Here is a 14,447-nt window from a genome sequence, read left to right on the forward strand (position 1 = left end):
GGCCATGCGTTCAGAACAATACGGAGAGACGCCTGACATGGCGAGGGGGAAGTCCGGGCACATCGATTTCATAGCAAGAATCTGCAAGAGACCCGTTCACGGTTTGCCTATTGGTGGAGAAAACAAGGATTACTCCATGGCAAATGTCGTTCTTTTCATCGCGACCGTCCTGATATGGGGGACGACCTGGATCGCCATTGCGATGCAGGTCGGTCCCGTGCCGGTCCTGGTCTCGGTCTTTTATCGATTTGCGCTCGCCGCCGTGATCCTCGTCGCCATCCTGGCTGCCATGCGCCGGCTCAAGGTCCCTGCCTTGCGCGATCAACCCTTCATCCTGGCCCAAGCGCTCTGCCTGTTCAGCCTCAATTTCATCTGTTTCTACAACGCTGCCGCCTTTGTTCCTTCAGGGCTGATCTCTGTGATCTTCTCGCTCGCAACGATCTACAACGCCGTCAATGCGCGCCTCTTCTTCGGCGACCGCATTACCGGCCGCACGCTCTTCGCAGCGGCGCTCGGCGCAACCGGCCTTCTGCTGCTGTTCGGAGATGAGGTTGTCGTCGATTTCGACATGGGCACGCTGAAAGGGATCGGGCTTGCAGCGCTCGGCACGCTGTTCTTCTCGCTCGGCAATATGGCATCGCGCCGCAACAGCGCGGCCGGCATCTCACCGCTGACCGCCAATGCATGGGGCATGACCTATGGCGCGATCATCCTCCTCGTGCTGATTGCCGTGACGCGGACGCCGATCGTGGCACCATCAGGCGTCACCTATCTTGCCGCGTTGCTCTATCTCTCTACCATCGGATCGGTGATCGGTTTCACCACCTATCTCATGCTGGTGTCGCGCATCGGCTCCTCACGCGCGGCCTATGCCACCGTGCTGTTCCCGATCGTCGCCCTGTCGCTGTCGACGGTCTTCGAGGGCTATCACTGGAGCGGTCTCGGCCTGATCGGCCTGGCGCTGACGCTGCTCGGGAACGTGATCATCTTTGCGCGCCCTCTCGCGCGGCGGTCGCCGCAACCCGATGCGAGCCTGCCGGCACGCGGCTGACGGACGGGCGAGAGCTAGCCGACCGGCTTCTGCAGCACGTCGAAGCGTGGATTGGTTTCGGAAAAGATCGGCAGGGCGGCGGCGCCGAGGATGGCCGTGTCCTTGCCGGTCATGCCGAACATCACACGCGGCACCGTCCGCTGCCGGCCGGGATCGATCGGATCGTGCAGCGGCTCCAGCCGTTCGGCAAGCCGGCGCATCAGCGATGTCGGCAGGCTGCCGCCGAGCACGATGGTCTCAGGATCGAAGGCGAGCTCGAGGAAATCGAGGATCTGCCGCAGCGGCTGGATGGCCTGGTCGAGCCAGGTGTCCAGACCTCCGCCGCCTCTGGCGATCACCGCATCGAGTTCGTCCGGCGAAAGCTCCCCTACGTTGGCAATGCCCATGGATTGATAGGCGACCGACGCCGAAATGTAGCGATCCAGGCAGCCGCGTTTGCCGCAGCTGCAGATCCTGCCATTCGGTTCGACGATGACGTGGCCGATCTCGCCGGCATTGTTGCGGCTGCCCTTGTAGAGATGGCCGTCGAGAAACATGCCGGCGCCGATGCCGCCGCCGCCGGCCAAAAACAGATAGATGAAGCTGGCCAGACCGCGGGCGACACCATGAAGGCGCTCGCCGATCGCTGCCGCCGTCGCATCGTTCTCGACCAGCACCGGCACGTTGAGCCGCTGTTCCAGCTCGGGGCCGACGGGAAAACCCTGCCAGCCGGGCAGGCTCTGGGGGCTGAGGGATGTGGTACCGCCCTCGGCATAGCGACCGGGCAAGGCGATGCCGACGCCGAGCAGCCGCTCCTGGTCGAAGGCGAAGGCTTGTTTGAGATGTTCGACGGTCGACTGGAGGAGCGGCATCGCCCTCTGCGGATCCGGGTGCTCGACCTGGCGCTCGACGCGCGCGCAGACGGCGCCGGAGAGATCGGTCAGCACGCCGCTCGCCCGCTGGTGGCCAAGCTCGAGGCCGATCGAATAGGCGCCGGCCGGATTGATGGAATAGGGAATGATCGGCTGGCCGCGCGCCAGCTTCTGCGCCTCGGCGGCGACGAGCAGATGCGACCTCTCCAGCTCCTCGACGATATTCGACACCGTCTGCGGCGTCAGCGCCGTCATGCGGGCGATCGACGCTCGCGACAGAGAACCGTGCGTGCGGATCAACTCGATTACCACGCGCCGATTGTGAGACTTGGCCTGCTCGAGATTCGTGCCGGAAATCGCCTTCATGTCGCCTTCAAAGGATAAGCCTCACCACCCTTGTCACAAGACGGGTGGCGATGAAAGCCACATTCTTCGTGCCCCCTATTGAACCTCGGCGTCGGCGGGCGCAACGGCATTGCGCCGCTGCAGCAGGCCGAGGATCGTGATCCCAGACAGGCCGGTGACTGCGCTCAGAATGGCGGTTCCGGAATAGCCGGTCGCCCAGGTGCCGGCGGCGAAGACCAGCGCACCGATGCCCGCACTCACAAAGACATTGACGGAGATCAGCGCGCTGCCGAGCCCCGCCCGGTCGCCAATGAGATCCTGCAGGTAGGTGATCGGAATGCTGATGATCGCCGCAGCACCGATGCCGGCAAGCAGGGTCAGCGCATAGAGATGCCATGGAGCGGAGGCAAAGCCGAGCAGGCCGAGAAACAGCGCGTAGATGATGGTGCCGGCGGCCAGCGCCGTCATCTGGCCGGTCTTCCGGGCGATCCGCGACCAGACGATGATGAAGATGATCTCCAGCGCTGCGACGATGCCGACGAGAATGCCGACATCGCTGAGCCGGCCATGCGCCGCGCCCGTGGCGATCAACGGCAGCAGCGCATCATTCAGATGCAGCGTGCTGGTGATCATGGCGATACCTGCGATATGCGCCGAAACCCGCGGCGACACCACCTGGCGGAGCGCTTCGAAATAGGTGAGACGGCGAACCTCCGCCATCATCGCTCCGGCGCGCTTCGGAAGAGCAAAGAGGATGATGCCCTGGCAGAGCACACAGGAGAGGCTGGCGAAGAGATAGGCCGGCAGCATGCTCGACGCGCCGGAGAGGACAAGACCCGTTATGCCGGGGATCAGCACCCAGGAGAGCGAGATCATCGCGCGCACGCCGGAGTTGGCCGTCATCATGTTGCTGCGGCTCATGCCGTGCATCGCCGCGCGCGCATTGGCAAACAGCAGCGAGTTCAGCGCCCCGTAGATCGGCAGCGGCAGCAGCGCGCTGACGATGAAGGTCGCCGGGCTCGGAAAGGCATAGACCATGCCGTAGCCGACGATGCCGAACAGACAGGCGCCCATCATTGCCGAACGGTATTCGCCGAGCCGGTCGGCAAGATTGCCGAGCAGGACGCTGATCACCACATTCACCGCTGCCGAGGCAAAGGCGAGGAAGGAATAGAGCCCGTCGCTCAGCCCCAGTTCGCGAATGCCGACGATTGAACGATAGGGCGTGGTCATCGCCCCCGCCATGCCGAAGGTGAAAATGGCAATCATGCTGGCGCGGATCGCCGGATTGCGGAAGACGTCGGGAAAGAAGCGACTCATCGGATCATCAATCGTCAGGGAAATTCGCAGGCTCGGCCGCAACGGGCAGCCCTGAAGGTCAGGCTATGCTGTCTTGTCGGCTCGGAGATCGGAGCGGCTGATCAATAATGCTCCGATTGGGAGAAGGTTCGCGCCAGCTCGGCCTGGCCAGCCGTGAGACCGCAATCGACGGGCAGGCAGACCCCGGTAATGGCGGCGGCGAGCGGACCGGCCAGGAAGCCAACGGCATTGGCGACATCGCGAGGATCGACGACGCGCTGCAGCGGATACCAGCGGCGCGCCTCGTCGAAAACATTGGGATTGGCGGCGGCGCGTGCCTCCCAGGCCTGCGTCTTCACCGTGCCGGGGGCGACGGCATTCGAGCGGATGCCGAACTTGCCGTATTCCACCGCGACGAGCCGGGTGAAATGCAGAAGCCCCGCCTTGGCGGCGCTATAGGCCGGATGCCCGAAGACATTCATGCCGTTGACCGAGGCGATATTGACGACAGAGCCTTTCGAAGCCTTCAGCATCGGCTCGAAGGCGCGGAAGCATAAGAAGGCAGCCTCGAGATTCAGCGCATTGTCGGCCCGCCAGATCTCCGGCGTCGTGTCGTGCAGGCTGGTCGCCCGCGCCGCGCCGGCATTGTTGACGAGGGTTCGAACCAGCCCGGCATCGGCGGCGCGTTTTGCCAGTTCTGATATGCTCGTCTCGCTGGTCACATCGCAGCCGACGGCGACGAAACGGCTGGCCGGCCCGAGTTTTGCAGCGACGGCCGCCGCCGCAGCAGCATCGATATCGGCGAGCAGCACGACGTCGTGATCATCGGCCAAGCGTGCGGCGATCGCCGCGCCGATATCACCCGCCGCCCCCGTGACGATCGCTGCCGATTGGGTCATTTTCCCGCACTCCCGCTCATGGGTTTCAGTCTCCAAGCAATTGCCGGTCGTCGCCGTCGCGGTGGATGACGAGCTGCTGCTTGATGCGCCGCAGCGTGGTCGTCGCCTTCGGCTGAACGGCATAGGCGACCAGGCTCGAGAGAATATCGACCGTCGCGATATAGGCGATGCGCGTCGAGGTCGGACGGTAGATATTATTGCCCTCGGGAAGGTCGATCGGCACGACAATTTCGGCGGCCTTGGCAACCGGGCTGTCCGTCTGGGTCAGCGCGATGGTCTTCACCTTGTTCTGACGGGCAAGCTCGAAGGCCCGCACCAGCTCCAGATTGCGGCCGGAGAAGGACGAACCGATCAGCACGTCGCCCGGCCGGGCCGCCGCCGCCATCATCAGCTGCATGCTGTGATCGGAGCTGGCGGTGATGCGAAGCCCGAGACGGAAGAGGCGGTTCTGCAGCTCGTCGGCAATCATCGACGAATTGCCGCCCGAGCCGAAGGCATAGATCATGTCGGCCTTGGCGATATGGGCAACGGCCGCTTCGATCGCCGCCAGATCGAGCGAGCGGTGCAGCAGAAACAGCGCGTTCTGCGCCTTGGTGATGATATCCTGGGCGACATCGGCCGGTTCAGTGCTTTTCGATTCCGGCTTCAGATAGCGCACGCCGATATGGGCGGTGCGGGCGAGCTGCACCTTGAAATCGGAAAAGCTCTCGCAGCCGAGCCGGCGGCAGAAGCGGGTAACGGTCGGCGGCGAAACCTCGGCGCGTTCGGCGAGCTCGATGATCGAGGCATTCACCGCAAACTCGAAATCATTGACGATGATTTCGGCGATGCGGTTCTCCGAAGGAGAAAGCCGGCTCTTATCTTCCTGCAATGTCGAAAAGATATCCAAACCGACTCCCACCGATTTTTCGCTATGCGTCCTTCTTCTTATAGGCCACGCAATCGATCTCAACCTTGCAATCGACCATCATCGACGATTGCACACAGGCGCGTGCGGGCGGATGCTCGCCGAAATACTCCTGATAGATCTTGTTGAAGGTCCAGAAGTCGCGCGGATCGTCGAGCCAGACGCCGACGCGCACGACATGCTCGACGCCGTAGCCGGCCTCCTCGAGAATCTCCAGCACATTGGCGATCGTCTTATGGGTCTGGGCGATGATGTTGCCGTCGATGATTTCGCCGTCTTCCATCGCAACCTGGCCGGAAACATAGAGCCAGCCATCGGCTTCGACCGCACGGGCGAATGGCAGCGTCTTGCCGCCGGCGCCCGTTTGAACCGTGCCATAGCGCTTGATGGGCATGCTGGAGTCCTTGCAAATTATTTTCTTGATACGTTGACAAATGACCATAGAAAGCAGAATTTGACCAGTGAAAAACGCGATTTATGAAAAGAATTTCAATCCGGGGCACACATGCGCGATCCTTTTCAGAACCCTTTCCCGTCCGACAGCGCCCGACAGGCGATCTGGGAAATGCTCGTTCCGCGCGATATCGACGCGTTTCTCGCCGCCGACTGGTCGATGGTCGTGGATGATTTCGTCGAAGAGGGCTTCATCGGCATCGACGGCCGCAAGGAGGCGAACCCCGACATGTGGCGGCTCACCTTCCCGACGCTTGCCGCCTATCGCGAGGAGTGGCTGAGGCAGGCGAGAGATTTCGCTGGGCAGAGCTTCGCGGAAGATCCGCGCACGGCGATCTTCACCACGACGACGCTCGAAGATATCGAGATCGAAGGCGAGACAGCGCTTGTCCGCAAGAAATTCGACGGCGGCATCACCAAGGCCGACGGCACCCGCGATGTCCTGCAATGGCAGACGCTCTATTATTGCCGGCGGCACGAGGGGCGCTGGAAGATCTCAGGTTTCACCGGCTACCTGCCGAACCCGATGGGGTGAAGCGGGGCCTGCAACACGAAGGCCACTTTCTTGCGCATATTCACGGCAGCACTGGCGACCGAGACCAACACCTTCTCCCCGATCTGCGTCGATCGTCGCGCATTCGAAGCCTCGCTTTATGCCCCGCCCGGCCAGCATCCCGAGACACCGACGCTCTGCACCGCGCCGATTACCGTCGGCCGGCGCGTCGCCAGAGAAAAGGGCTGGGAGTTGATCGAGGGCACCGCCACCTGGGCCGATCCGGCGGGCCTCGTCAACCGGGCAACCTATGAGGAGCTGCGCGACGAAATCCTCGACCAGCTCCGCGCCGCCATGCCGGTTGATGCCGTCGTCATGGGCCTGCACGGCGCCATGGTGGCAGCCGGCTATGAGGATACCGAAGGCGATCTTCTCTCCCGCATGCGCGACATTGTCGGCTCCGATGTCCTCATCTGCGCCGAACTCGACCCGCACAGCCATCTCACCGCAAAGCGTCTCGCCGCGCTTAATTTCGCCGTCTATTTCAAGGAATTTCCGCACACGGATTTCGTCGACCGCGCCGAGGATCTCTGGCGCATCGCCGTCGACACGCTGGAAGGCCGGGTCGAGCCCCGCATGTCGGTGTTCGACTGCCGGATGATCGACGTTTTCCCGACCTCGCGCGAGCCCATGCGCTCCTTCGTCGACAAGATCACGCGGATCGAGAAGGATGACCCCGAGATCCTGTCGATCTCGGTGATCCACGGCTTCATGGTCGGAGACGTGCCCGAAATGGGAACGAAGCTGCTCGTCGTCACCGACAACAAGCCGGAGAAGGGCGCCGCTCTGGCGCGCGACCTCGGCCTCGAACTGTTTTCCAAGCGCGGCACCTTCATGGTGCCGCAGATCGACGAGAGGCAAGCGGTCTCGCGCGCCATCGCCGCCACCGCATGGCCCGTCGTCATTGCCGATGTCTGGGACAATCCGGGCGGCGGCACGGCGGGCGATGCGACCGTCATCCTCGCCGAGCTGATGGCCCGCGGCGTCACCAGTGCTGTTATCGGCACCATCTGGGATCCGATGGCGGTGCAGATCTGTTTTGCGGCGGGCGAGGGGGCGGAAATTCCGCTGCGCTTCGGCGCCAAATCGGCGCCGGGCACCGGCAATCCGATCGACGGCACGGTCAAAGTCGTCAGGCTGGTGAAAAATGCCGAGATGCAGTTCGGCGAGAGCCTGGCGCCCTTCGGCGATGCCGCCCATATCGTGGTCGACGGCATCGATATCATCCTCAATTCGACGCGCGCCCAGAGCTTCGATCCGAGCCTGTTTTCGGTGATGGGCATCGATCCGACTAAGCAGAAGATCCTGGTGATCAAATCCACCAATCATTTCTTCGCCTCCTTTTCGAAGATCGCCGCGGAAATCCTTTACTGCTCCGCCGGAACGCCCTATCCCAATAATCCGGCGACGACGCCGTACCGGCGGGCGCCGAAGACGATATGGCCGATCGTCGCCGATCCACATGGGTTAAACCGCGGAGCCGCCTGAATGCCTGATCGCAGCTTTGCCGTCGTCGCCAAGGCAGGAGATAGGATCGCCGATCTCTCGACGCCGCGCCCCGTGATCGACGAAGACCGGCTGGCCGCCAACATCGCCCGCGTCCAATCCTATATGGATGAGCACGGGCTGAACTTCCGCCCGCATATCAAGACGCACAAGATCCCGGCGCTCGCCGTCGCCCAGGTCGCCGCCGGCGCCAAGGGCATCAACTGCCAGAAGGTCACGGAAGCGGAAGTCTTCGCCGAAGCCGGCTTCAACGACATCCTCATCACTTTCAACATCCTGGGGCAGCAGAAGCTCGAGCGCCTGGCCAGGCTGAACGAGCGCATTTCTGATCTCAAGGTCGTCGCCGATAGCGAGGTGACGGTCGACGGGCTCGCCGCACATTTTTCCGGCCACAAGCCGCTGACCGTGCTTGTCGAATGCGACACCGGCGGCGGCCGCTGCGGCGTGCAGACGCCTGACGAGGCGGCCTCGCTCGCCAGGCGCATCACCGCCGCCGACGGCCTCACCTTCGGCGGCATCGTCACCTATCCGAAGCCGCAAGCGGCCGCCGCCATCGAAGCCTTCATCACCGAGACGCTGGACCATCTGAAATCCGACGGCATAACCTGCCCGATCGTCAGCAATGGCGGAACGCCGAGCCTGTTCGAAGCGCATCTCGTCCCATCCGCCACCGAACACCGCGCCGGCACCTATATCTACAACGACCGCCAGATGGTGCGCATGGGCCATTGCAGCGAGGACGATTGCGCCATGCATGTGCTCGCGACCGTCGTCTCCCGCCCGACCGCCGACCGCGCCGTCATCGACGCCGGCTCGAAGGCGCTGACCTCGGATCTGCAGGGCTTCAGCGATTACGGCCTGATCGTCGGCTATCCCCAGGCGCGGATCACCAGCCTCTCGGAAGAACACGGCGTAATTGATCTTTCGAACTGCACCGGCCCGCGGCCGCAGATCGGCGAAAAGCTCTTCATCATCCCGAACCACACCTGCGTGGTCTCCAACCTGTTTGACACGATGGTGTTTCATCGGGGTGGCATCGTGACCCGCGTTGAGGAGGTCGCGGCCAGGGGGCTTGTCTGGTAGAGTCGGTTCCGATTGAGGGAGAAATGGCCCCGATCACCCCAGGCGGCATTTATTGTTGAATTGCTCGCTCCCAACAGGGCCTTGGTTGCCCCGCTGGCTAATAGTTTCCATGATCGGTTTTGTGGCGTGGCTCGGACCTTGAGCGCCACCCTGATGCCTTGGCAATAATCCATCACTTTTAATGATATCAGCCGCGGAAACACCGCTTGGCAAGCGCGGCGTCATGAGCCCGCGAGAAAAGCATTGACCTGCATCCAAAATAATGTCACTCGTAATGACATGAATACACCAAGAGAGACATAATGTCAGGATCGGCTGATACACGAAAATATTCCTCTCCGCTGAGAGAGCAGCAGGCGCTCGAGACGCGCGAGAGGATTCTGCGCGCAACCCTTGACCTCCTGAACGTCAATCCATTCGGCGACATCTCGATGGATGACGTTGCCAAATCCGCAGGCGTCGAGAGGCGGACGGTTTTCCGGCATTTCGCAACGAAGGAAGCCTTGTTCGACGCATTCTGGACTTTCATCAATGAAGGCATGAACGCGCAGACTTTGCCATCAACGCTCGACGAACTCGTTCACGCGCCGATCGATACGTTTCAGCAGTTCGACAAAAACCAGGGCGTCATACGCGCAAGCATTCACACTCCGGCGGGATACGCAATGCGTATGCGTAGGATTGCGGCACGCCGGAAGGCATTCAAGCAGTGCTTTGACGCCGCCGAGATGGAGCCGGCTTCAGAAAACGGGAAGAGGGCCGAGGCTCTTTTCCACCTCCTGTACAGCGCAGGGGCATGGGAAATCCTCAAAGACTACGCCGGCCTAACCGGTCAGGAGGCCGGAGAGGCGGCGTCATGGGCAATGCAGGTCATTTTGAAAGCCGCAAAGCCCGACGCCCAGTGACCGAATAAGCAATCGAGACAAACCTATTCAAATGGAGAGTGACATGGGCATGGCATACAAGACGCAAGAAAGCGCGGAAGCCCTGTGGGTTATCCGCGACAAGGTGCAGTTTATGGGCGAAGTTCCCGAAATGGGCTTGAGCGTCCTTGAGGTGACAGTGCCTCCCGGTTCCGGAACGCCGCCGCATAAACATCAATCGATAGAGATATTCCGTGTTGTGAGCGGCGAAATCACCTTCACGCTCTTTGATGCGGCGCCGCCTACCCAGATTGTCGCACATGCAGGCGACGTTCTCACGCTACGCTCCTACCAGCCGCACAATTACGTCAATACCGGCACCCTGCCTGCACAGATGCTGTCGATCGTCGAAAACTCCATGAGCCGATTTTTCCGCGACCTCGGCCACACGGAGGTTCCGCCCGCCGGCCCGCCCTCGAACGAAGAGATCGAGACTGTGATGGCCGCCTGCCAGCGGCATGGCATCGAAATCCTGAACATATAATTGAGTGCAGCAACCGGAAGCCCGCTTGCCCCTCTTTTTCAATGGTGAAACAAATGCTTTCGCGTATTTTTCTCAGACTCGGCGCGAGTTGCGGGCTGGTCGGCATGACGCTCGGCGTCTACATGGCGGCATCCCACGATCACGTTCTCGCGCCTGTTCATGCCCACGTGAACCTTATTGGTTGGGTCGGCATGTTCCTCGCAGGGCTATTTTACGCCCAACGACCTGATGCTGCAGGCGGCACGCTTGCCCGCGCCCACCTTGCCTTCACCGTCGCCGGGTTGCTCATCCTCGCGCCCGGCCTCGCCGGCGTACTCCTCGGCTATCCGTTCGGCGAACTCATGGCAGCACTCGGATCAATCCTCACAATTGCAGCGATGGCGCTCTTTGCCGTGGTGGTGTTTCGCTGCGAAGCAACCCCCGCATCCCCGCCGGATCACCGACCGGCCCGCCATTAGCCATAAGGGCGAAATGAGGCCATCCCTGCTTCCAAGATGTCGCCGACAGCGAGGAGACGGTCGACGGCCTCGCCTTCGGCGGCATGTCGCCTATCCCCGCGTGCTGGCGTCGGACTTGGTTTGCCACGCTGCGTGATCGGCGTGGAGACCCTCTCCTTTCGCCCGGCAAAATGCCTTGGCACGTAAGAAAGCTCCACGCCTTCCTTGCGCAGCCATGGCAGCAGTTACAGCATCTGGCCACCCGAGATATCGAAACAGGTGCCGTTCGCCCAACTCATGTCGTCGGAGAGGATTGCGGCAACCGCGCTGCCGATATCGTCCGGCAGACCGACGCGGCCGAGTGCGATACCCTGCGCGACGAAGGCATTGACCGCCTCGTTATCGCGCACCGCGCCGCCGCCAAAATCAGTCGCGATCGCGCCGGGGGCGATGGCATTCACCCGGATCCTGCGCTCACCCAGTTCGACGGCCATGAAGCGCGTCAGGACCTCGGTCGCCGCCTTCATTGCCGCGTAGACGCTATAGCCGGGCAGGGTGAATCGGACGAAACCGGAGGAGACATTGAGGATACCGCCGCCGTCCTCGATCAGCGGCAAGAGCTTTTGGGTGAGGAAGATCGGACCGCGCAGATGTGTCGCGACCAGAGCGTCGAACTGTTCTTCCGTCGTCTCCGCGAAATTGGCGAATACGCCGATGCCGGCGTTGTTGACGAGATAGTCGAACTGCTGACGGCCGAAAGTATCGTCCAGCGCCGTGGCCACAGCTTCGACAAAGAGTGGAAAGCCCTGCGTGTCGGTCACGTCGAGCGGGATCATGACGGCCTTGCCACCCTTCGCTTCGATTTCGTGCCTCAACGTATCGGCTTCGGCCGCGCCGGTGCGGTAGGTGCCGATGATGCCGACGCCACGGTCGGCGAGGTGAAGCGCCATGGCGCGACCGAGACCGCGGGGGGCGCCGGTGATGAGAGCGATTCTGTCAGTCATGTTCTGCCTTTCAGAGAGAATAATGGCGAGCGGCAAATCGCTCACGATGAGCGCCGCCTGCCTCTGCAAGGTAGCGACAAGCCTTCACCTAAACGCGCCTGATCGGATCAACATTTGCCCAATTGTCTCAACTGGCATGCCCGGTGCCAAAGGTACTGACATAGTGCCGCAATGACCGAAGTCTTCGAACAGCATCTTGAGATCGCCTTGCGCCACGCCAAGCCTGACACGCTGCTCACGCCGATTCCGCGCGTCGAGCTGCTGGTCGGCGATCGCCCGACCGGTGAGACGCGTTGCCTTTATCGGTCGATGGTCTGCTTCATTCTTCAGGGTTCCAAACGCGCCGCCTTCAACGACAGCATTCTGAGCTACGACAGCTCGCAATATCTGATCAGCGCCCTCGATCTGCCGCTGATGGGCCAGGTGTTGGACGCCGGCCAGCATCGCCCCTATGTTGCCGTCTCATTGACACTCGATCCCGCCTTGCTGGCAGAGCTGGCCGCTGCCATGCCGCCCAAGCGGGAGAGCGACGGCGAGCAGATCGGGCTGTCGATCAATCCGATGACGGTCGAGCTTCGTGATGCGCTGCTTCGGCTGCTTTCGCTGCTGGACAAGCCCGCCGACATCGCAGTTCTCGCGCCGCAAGATGCCGTCGAAGGGTGGACCCCGCCATGCCATGGGCCCGCAACGACAGCTGTGCGTTCGACGGGAAAATAATGAGCGGCGCGTCCTGGCGCTGCCCATCTGGTCGCCATCAACCTCGGCCTCAAAACCATTCCCGTGGATCGGCGTCGCGCCCGCGATCGCGAGACCCGACTGCTGGGATCGCCCAGGGCCTGATTGCGGCCGCCGAGCTCGGCATGAAAGAGCACGACCGGCTGGTGTTGGCGAAAACAATGATGGACCGAAAACTGGATGGACGCCGAACCTCGTCTATACTTCCGGAGCTCGTCGAGCTGGTGATCGGGAAACCGCTGGTGTCGGCAAAAATAGTGGCGAACACGCTCGAGGTCACGCCGCAGGCGGCGCGGCGGATTGTTTTGGAGCTTGGCCTCAGGGAGATGACGGGCAGGGGGAGGTTTCGGGCATGGGGAATCGTTTGAAGCAAATCCTTGAGCCGACGTTGGTCAGCTACTGTACCATCCGACAACGATCGACCGCGTCTTCATTCCGTGAAATGGAAATGTGGCGGTGCTCACTAAATTCACGTGCCACACAGGACGGGACCAGCGCCCCTGATGCCGATGCCTTAGCCGACTTGGCGGCTCGCCTTCACGTTCGAAGAGAGTATTTTCTTAGACCGGTCGCCAACAGCGACCGGCCTCTGTTTTATCGCATCTTGGCATCGAACTTGGTGAAGGATTTGAATTGCCAGGATGTCAATCGGCACCCAAAAATTCACCCATTATCGGCGTCCAATTTTGGGTCTGAAGCAATGTCGATGACATCAGGGTGCTCCCCCGATACGTGCCTCAAAGCAAATCGAGTTTCCCGCGCCCGTACATCTGGCGCTTGATGAGTTTCAGCTTGGTGATCTGGCCCTCTGTCTGGCCGTTCGACCAGATTGAAGTTATTGCATTCTGAACCGCTGCTCTGTCGCGGATAACTCCGTTGGCGAATGACGCGACCAAGCTTGTCGCGGCGCGGTCGATCCACGCGTCCAGATCATCTTTAGACTTGCGCCGCAGCATCTCGTGAAAGCTCTTCACGACATCTCTGGCCCCGACAAGGTCTGGTAGTCGCTCCTCGATCGCAGCAACCGTCATCGTTTGAGCCTTGGTCAAATGATGGGCACACCTTCGCCGACGAGCCCACGAATGACAGCGTTTGCCTCTTCACGTCGCAGATACCCCTCGTATTGCAGACGCTCGGCGGCAGTCAGAAGCTTAGGGTTTAAGGTTGCTGTGCCAACTGCCATGCGGACCTGCCGCATCGACTTGCGCACAGCGTCGAGAAAGGCGTGGCTAGCGTTCTCCATCAGATGCCAGCGGTCGGCAATTTGACCGGCATGTGGCAGGGCCTGCGTGGCGGCTTGCGCATATCCGCCACCGCGGTCTCGTGCGACGATCTCGATCTGGAGCTGCTGGACCAGCCAGGCCTTGGCAGTCGCCGGTTCTCGGTCGGGCAGCAAGGCGATCGTCTTTCGCCGCTCAAGGTCGCAGATGATCGTGCCATATCGATCATTGCGACGCCACGCCCAGTCATCGATGCCGATAACGCTCGGCGGCGGTGGCGGTGGGCGATCATATCGGCGAAGGGTTCGAAGCAGCGTGTCATTGCTAACCGGAAACCCGAGACGATCTGCGAACCGTGCTGCCGGGCGACCACCCAATGCCAAAGCGAGATGGTGAACCAAGGTGTCCAGGCGTGCTGTCCGGCGGGCCATGGGTCGGACTATGTCATCACCGAAGCACTGCCTCCACGTTCAACTCGGCAGGGATCAGATCGGAAAGCCGAAAACGGGTTCGCATGGCGCTGATCCTCCTTCAGAAACCAGGCCAGTAGAATCCAAAACATCATCGAGAATGAGTCAGACCCAAAATTGGATGCCGATTGCCCGCCAAGGGGGTCAAATTTGCACGCCGAAACACAGAATGGCACCGGCAAGCCTATCGAATGAACATTAAAGCCGCGGAAATCATCGAGTAACAC

14 protein-coding genes and 4 pseudogenes are annotated in these 14,447 nt (G+C 61.6%); 9 read left to right on the forward strand and 9 right to left on the reverse strand.

Annotated elements, in window-relative coordinates; all coding sequences use genetic code 11:
* The first annotated feature begins 136 nt into the window (after positions 1-136).
* The gene (locus tag GGI60_RS13870; RefSeq protein WP_183916616.1) at positions 137-1,051 is read left to right on the forward strand and encodes a DMT family transporter; all 915 of its coding nucleotides are present in this window, start codon (positions 137-139) and stop codon (positions 1,049-1,051) included.
* Positions 1,052-1,065: 14 nt separating this feature from the next.
* Here GGI60_RS13870 and GGI60_RS13875 read toward each other — a convergent pair whose 3' ends face one another.
* The 5 genes from GGI60_RS13875 to GGI60_RS13895 form a co-directional block, all read right to left on the reverse strand.
* Complete coding sequence (locus tag GGI60_RS13875) at positions 1,066-2,268, reverse strand: ROK family transcriptional regulator (RefSeq protein ID WP_183916618.1); 1,203 nt, start codon at positions 2,266-2,268, stop codon at positions 1,066-1,068.
* A gap of 75 nt (positions 2,269-2,343) precedes the next feature.
* Positions 2,344-3,567, reverse strand: a complete 1,224-nt coding sequence (locus GGI60_RS13880; RefSeq protein ID WP_183916620.1) for an MFS transporter — start codon at positions 3,565-3,567, stop codon at positions 2,344-2,346.
* Positions 3,568-3,668: 101 nt separating this feature from the next.
* Complete coding sequence (locus GGI60_RS13885; RefSeq protein ID WP_183916622.1) at positions 3,669-4,445, reverse strand: SDR family oxidoreductase; 777 nt, start codon at positions 4,443-4,445, stop codon at positions 3,669-3,671.
* Positions 4,446-4,470: 25 nt separating this feature from the next.
* Positions 4,471-5,334 carry a MurR/RpiR family transcriptional regulator gene (locus GGI60_RS13890; protein WP_085861695.1) on the reverse strand — a complete coding sequence of 288 codons (864 nt, stop codon included), beginning with the start codon at positions 5,332-5,334 and terminating at the stop codon, positions 4,471-4,473.
* A 22-nt stretch (positions 5,335-5,356) separates the two neighbouring features.
* On the reverse strand, positions 5,357-5,746 hold the full coding sequence (locus tag GGI60_RS13895) for a RidA family protein (RefSeq protein WP_016736729.1): 390 nt from the start codon (positions 5,744-5,746) through the stop codon (positions 5,357-5,359).
* Between the two features lie 111 nt (positions 5,747-5,857).
* Between GGI60_RS13895 and GGI60_RS13900 the strand changes: the two genes are divergently transcribed.
* From GGI60_RS13900 to GGI60_RS13910, 3 genes are read left to right on the forward strand one after another with little or no spacing between them, the layout of a single operon-like run.
* Positions 5,858-6,340 carry a hypothetical protein gene (locus GGI60_RS13900; protein ID WP_183916624.1) on the forward strand — a complete coding sequence of 161 codons (483 nt, stop codon included), beginning with the start codon at positions 5,858-5,860 and terminating at the stop codon, positions 6,338-6,340.
* 30 nt (positions 6,341-6,370) lie between these two features.
* Positions 6,371-7,846 carry a M81 family metallopeptidase gene (locus GGI60_RS13905; RefSeq protein WP_183916626.1) on the forward strand — a complete coding sequence of 492 codons (1,476 nt, stop codon included), beginning with the start codon at positions 6,371-6,373 and terminating at the stop codon, positions 7,844-7,846.
* A complete protein-coding gene (locus tag GGI60_RS13910; RefSeq protein ID WP_183916627.1) occupies positions 7,847-8,947 on the forward strand; it encodes a D-TA family PLP-dependent enzyme in 1,101 nt (366 codons plus the stop codon). It abuts the gene before it with no gap.
* Between the two features lie 33 nt (positions 8,948-8,980).
* On the opposite strand, the gene GGI60_RS13915 is transcribed toward GGI60_RS13910, so the two are convergent.
* Complete coding sequence (locus GGI60_RS13915; RefSeq protein WP_183916629.1) at positions 8,981-9,271, reverse strand: hypothetical protein; 291 nt, start codon at positions 9,269-9,271, stop codon at positions 8,981-8,983.
* Here GGI60_RS13915 and GGI60_RS13920 point away from each other — a divergent pair.
* The 3 genes from GGI60_RS13920 to GGI60_RS13930 are packed head-to-tail and all read left to right on the forward strand — an operon-like array spanning position 9,250 to position 10,812.
* Entirely contained in the window at positions 9,250-9,852 is a 603-nt protein-coding gene (locus tag GGI60_RS13920) for a TetR/AcrR family transcriptional regulator (RefSeq protein ID WP_183916631.1), read from the forward strand. The genes GGI60_RS13915 and GGI60_RS13920 overlap by 22 nt on opposite strands.
* A gap of 43 nt (positions 9,853-9,895) precedes the next feature.
* Positions 9,896-10,354 (forward strand): cupin domain-containing protein, encoded by a 459-nt coding sequence (locus tag GGI60_RS13925; protein ID WP_183916633.1) that lies wholly within the window; start codon positions 9,896-9,898, stop codon positions 10,352-10,354.
* Positions 10,355-10,407: 53 nt separating this feature from the next.
* The gene (locus GGI60_RS13930) at positions 10,408-10,812 is read left to right on the forward strand and encodes a hypothetical protein (protein ID WP_183916634.1); all 405 of its coding nucleotides are present in this window, start codon (positions 10,408-10,410) and stop codon (positions 10,810-10,812) included.
* A 224-nt stretch (positions 10,813-11,036) separates the two neighbouring features.
* Here GGI60_RS13930 and GGI60_RS13935 read toward each other — a convergent pair whose 3' ends face one another.
* Positions 11,037-11,795, reverse strand: a complete 759-nt coding sequence (locus GGI60_RS13935; RefSeq protein ID WP_183916636.1) for an SDR family NAD(P)-dependent oxidoreductase — start codon at positions 11,793-11,795, stop codon at positions 11,037-11,039.
* Between the two features lie 171 nt (positions 11,796-11,966).
* Between GGI60_RS13935 and GGI60_RS13940 the strand changes: the two are divergent.
* A pseudogene (locus GGI60_RS13940) lies at positions 11,967-12,380 on the forward strand (AraC family transcriptional regulator); the annotation flags it as partial.
* Positions 12,381-12,435: 55 nt separating this feature from the next.
* Here the strand turns inward: GGI60_RS13940 and GGI60_RS13945 are convergent.
* Positions 12,436-12,543 (reverse strand): annotated as a pseudogene (locus tag GGI60_RS13945) (helix-turn-helix domain-containing protein); the annotation flags it as partial.
* On the opposite strand from GGI60_RS13945, the pseudogene GGI60_RS13950 reads away from it, so the two are divergent.
* Positions 12,534-12,898 (forward strand): annotated as a pseudogene (locus tag GGI60_RS13950) (helix-turn-helix domain-containing protein); the annotation flags it as partial. The pseudogenes GGI60_RS13945 and GGI60_RS13950 overlap by 10 nt on opposite strands.
* 369 nt (positions 12,899-13,267) lie before the next feature.
* Here GGI60_RS13950 and GGI60_RS13955 read toward each other — a convergent pair.
* A pseudogene (locus GGI60_RS13955) lies at positions 13,268-14,205 on the reverse strand (ISL3 family transposase); the annotation flags it as partial.
* Between the last annotated feature and the right edge of the window lie 242 nt (positions 14,206-14,447).

This window comes from Rhizobium lentis (assembly GCF_014200175.1).
GTDB lineage: Bacteria > Pseudomonadota > Alphaproteobacteria > Rhizobiales > Rhizobiaceae > Rhizobium > Rhizobium mulingense.

Excerpts from the sequence above, each read along its gene's own strand:
- GGI60_RS13870 (WP_183916616.1), top strand. The coding sequence starts at position 137 with ATGGCAAATGTCGTTCTTTTCATCGCGACCGTCCTGATATGGGGGACG.
- GGI60_RS13875 (WP_183916618.1), bottom strand. The coding sequence starts at position 2,268 with ATGAAGGCGATTTCCGGCACGAATCTCGAGCAGGCCAAGTCTCACAAT.
- GGI60_RS13880 (WP_183916620.1), bottom strand. The coding sequence starts at position 3,567 with ATGAGTCGCTTCTTTCCCGACGTCTTCCGCAATCCGGCGATCCGCGCC.
- GGI60_RS13885 (WP_183916622.1), bottom strand. The coding sequence starts at position 4,445 with ATGACCCAATCGGCAGCGATCGTCACGGGGGCGGCGGGTGATATCGGC.
- GGI60_RS13895 (WP_016736729.1), bottom strand. The coding sequence starts at position 5,746 with ATGCCCATCAAGCGCTATGGCACGGTTCAAACGGGCGCCGGCGGCAAG.
- GGI60_RS13900 (WP_183916624.1), top strand. The coding sequence starts at position 5,858 with ATGCGCGATCCTTTTCAGAACCCTTTCCCGTCCGACAGCGCCCGACAG.
- GGI60_RS13910 (WP_183916627.1), top strand. The coding sequence starts at position 7,847 with ATGCCTGATCGCAGCTTTGCCGTCGTCGCCAAGGCAGGAGATAGGATC.
- GGI60_RS13920 (WP_183916631.1), top strand. The coding sequence starts at position 9,250 with ATGTCAGGATCGGCTGATACACGAAAATATTCCTCTCCGCTGAGAGAG.
- GGI60_RS13925 (WP_183916633.1), top strand. The coding sequence starts at position 9,896 with ATGGGCATGGCATACAAGACGCAAGAAAGCGCGGAAGCCCTGTGGGTT.
- GGI60_RS13930 (WP_183916634.1), top strand. The coding sequence starts at position 10,408 with ATGCTTTCGCGTATTTTTCTCAGACTCGGCGCGAGTTGCGGGCTGGTC.
- GGI60_RS13935 (WP_183916636.1), bottom strand. The coding sequence starts at position 11,795 with ATGACTGACAGAATCGCTCTCATCACCGGCGCCCCCCGCGGTCTCGGT.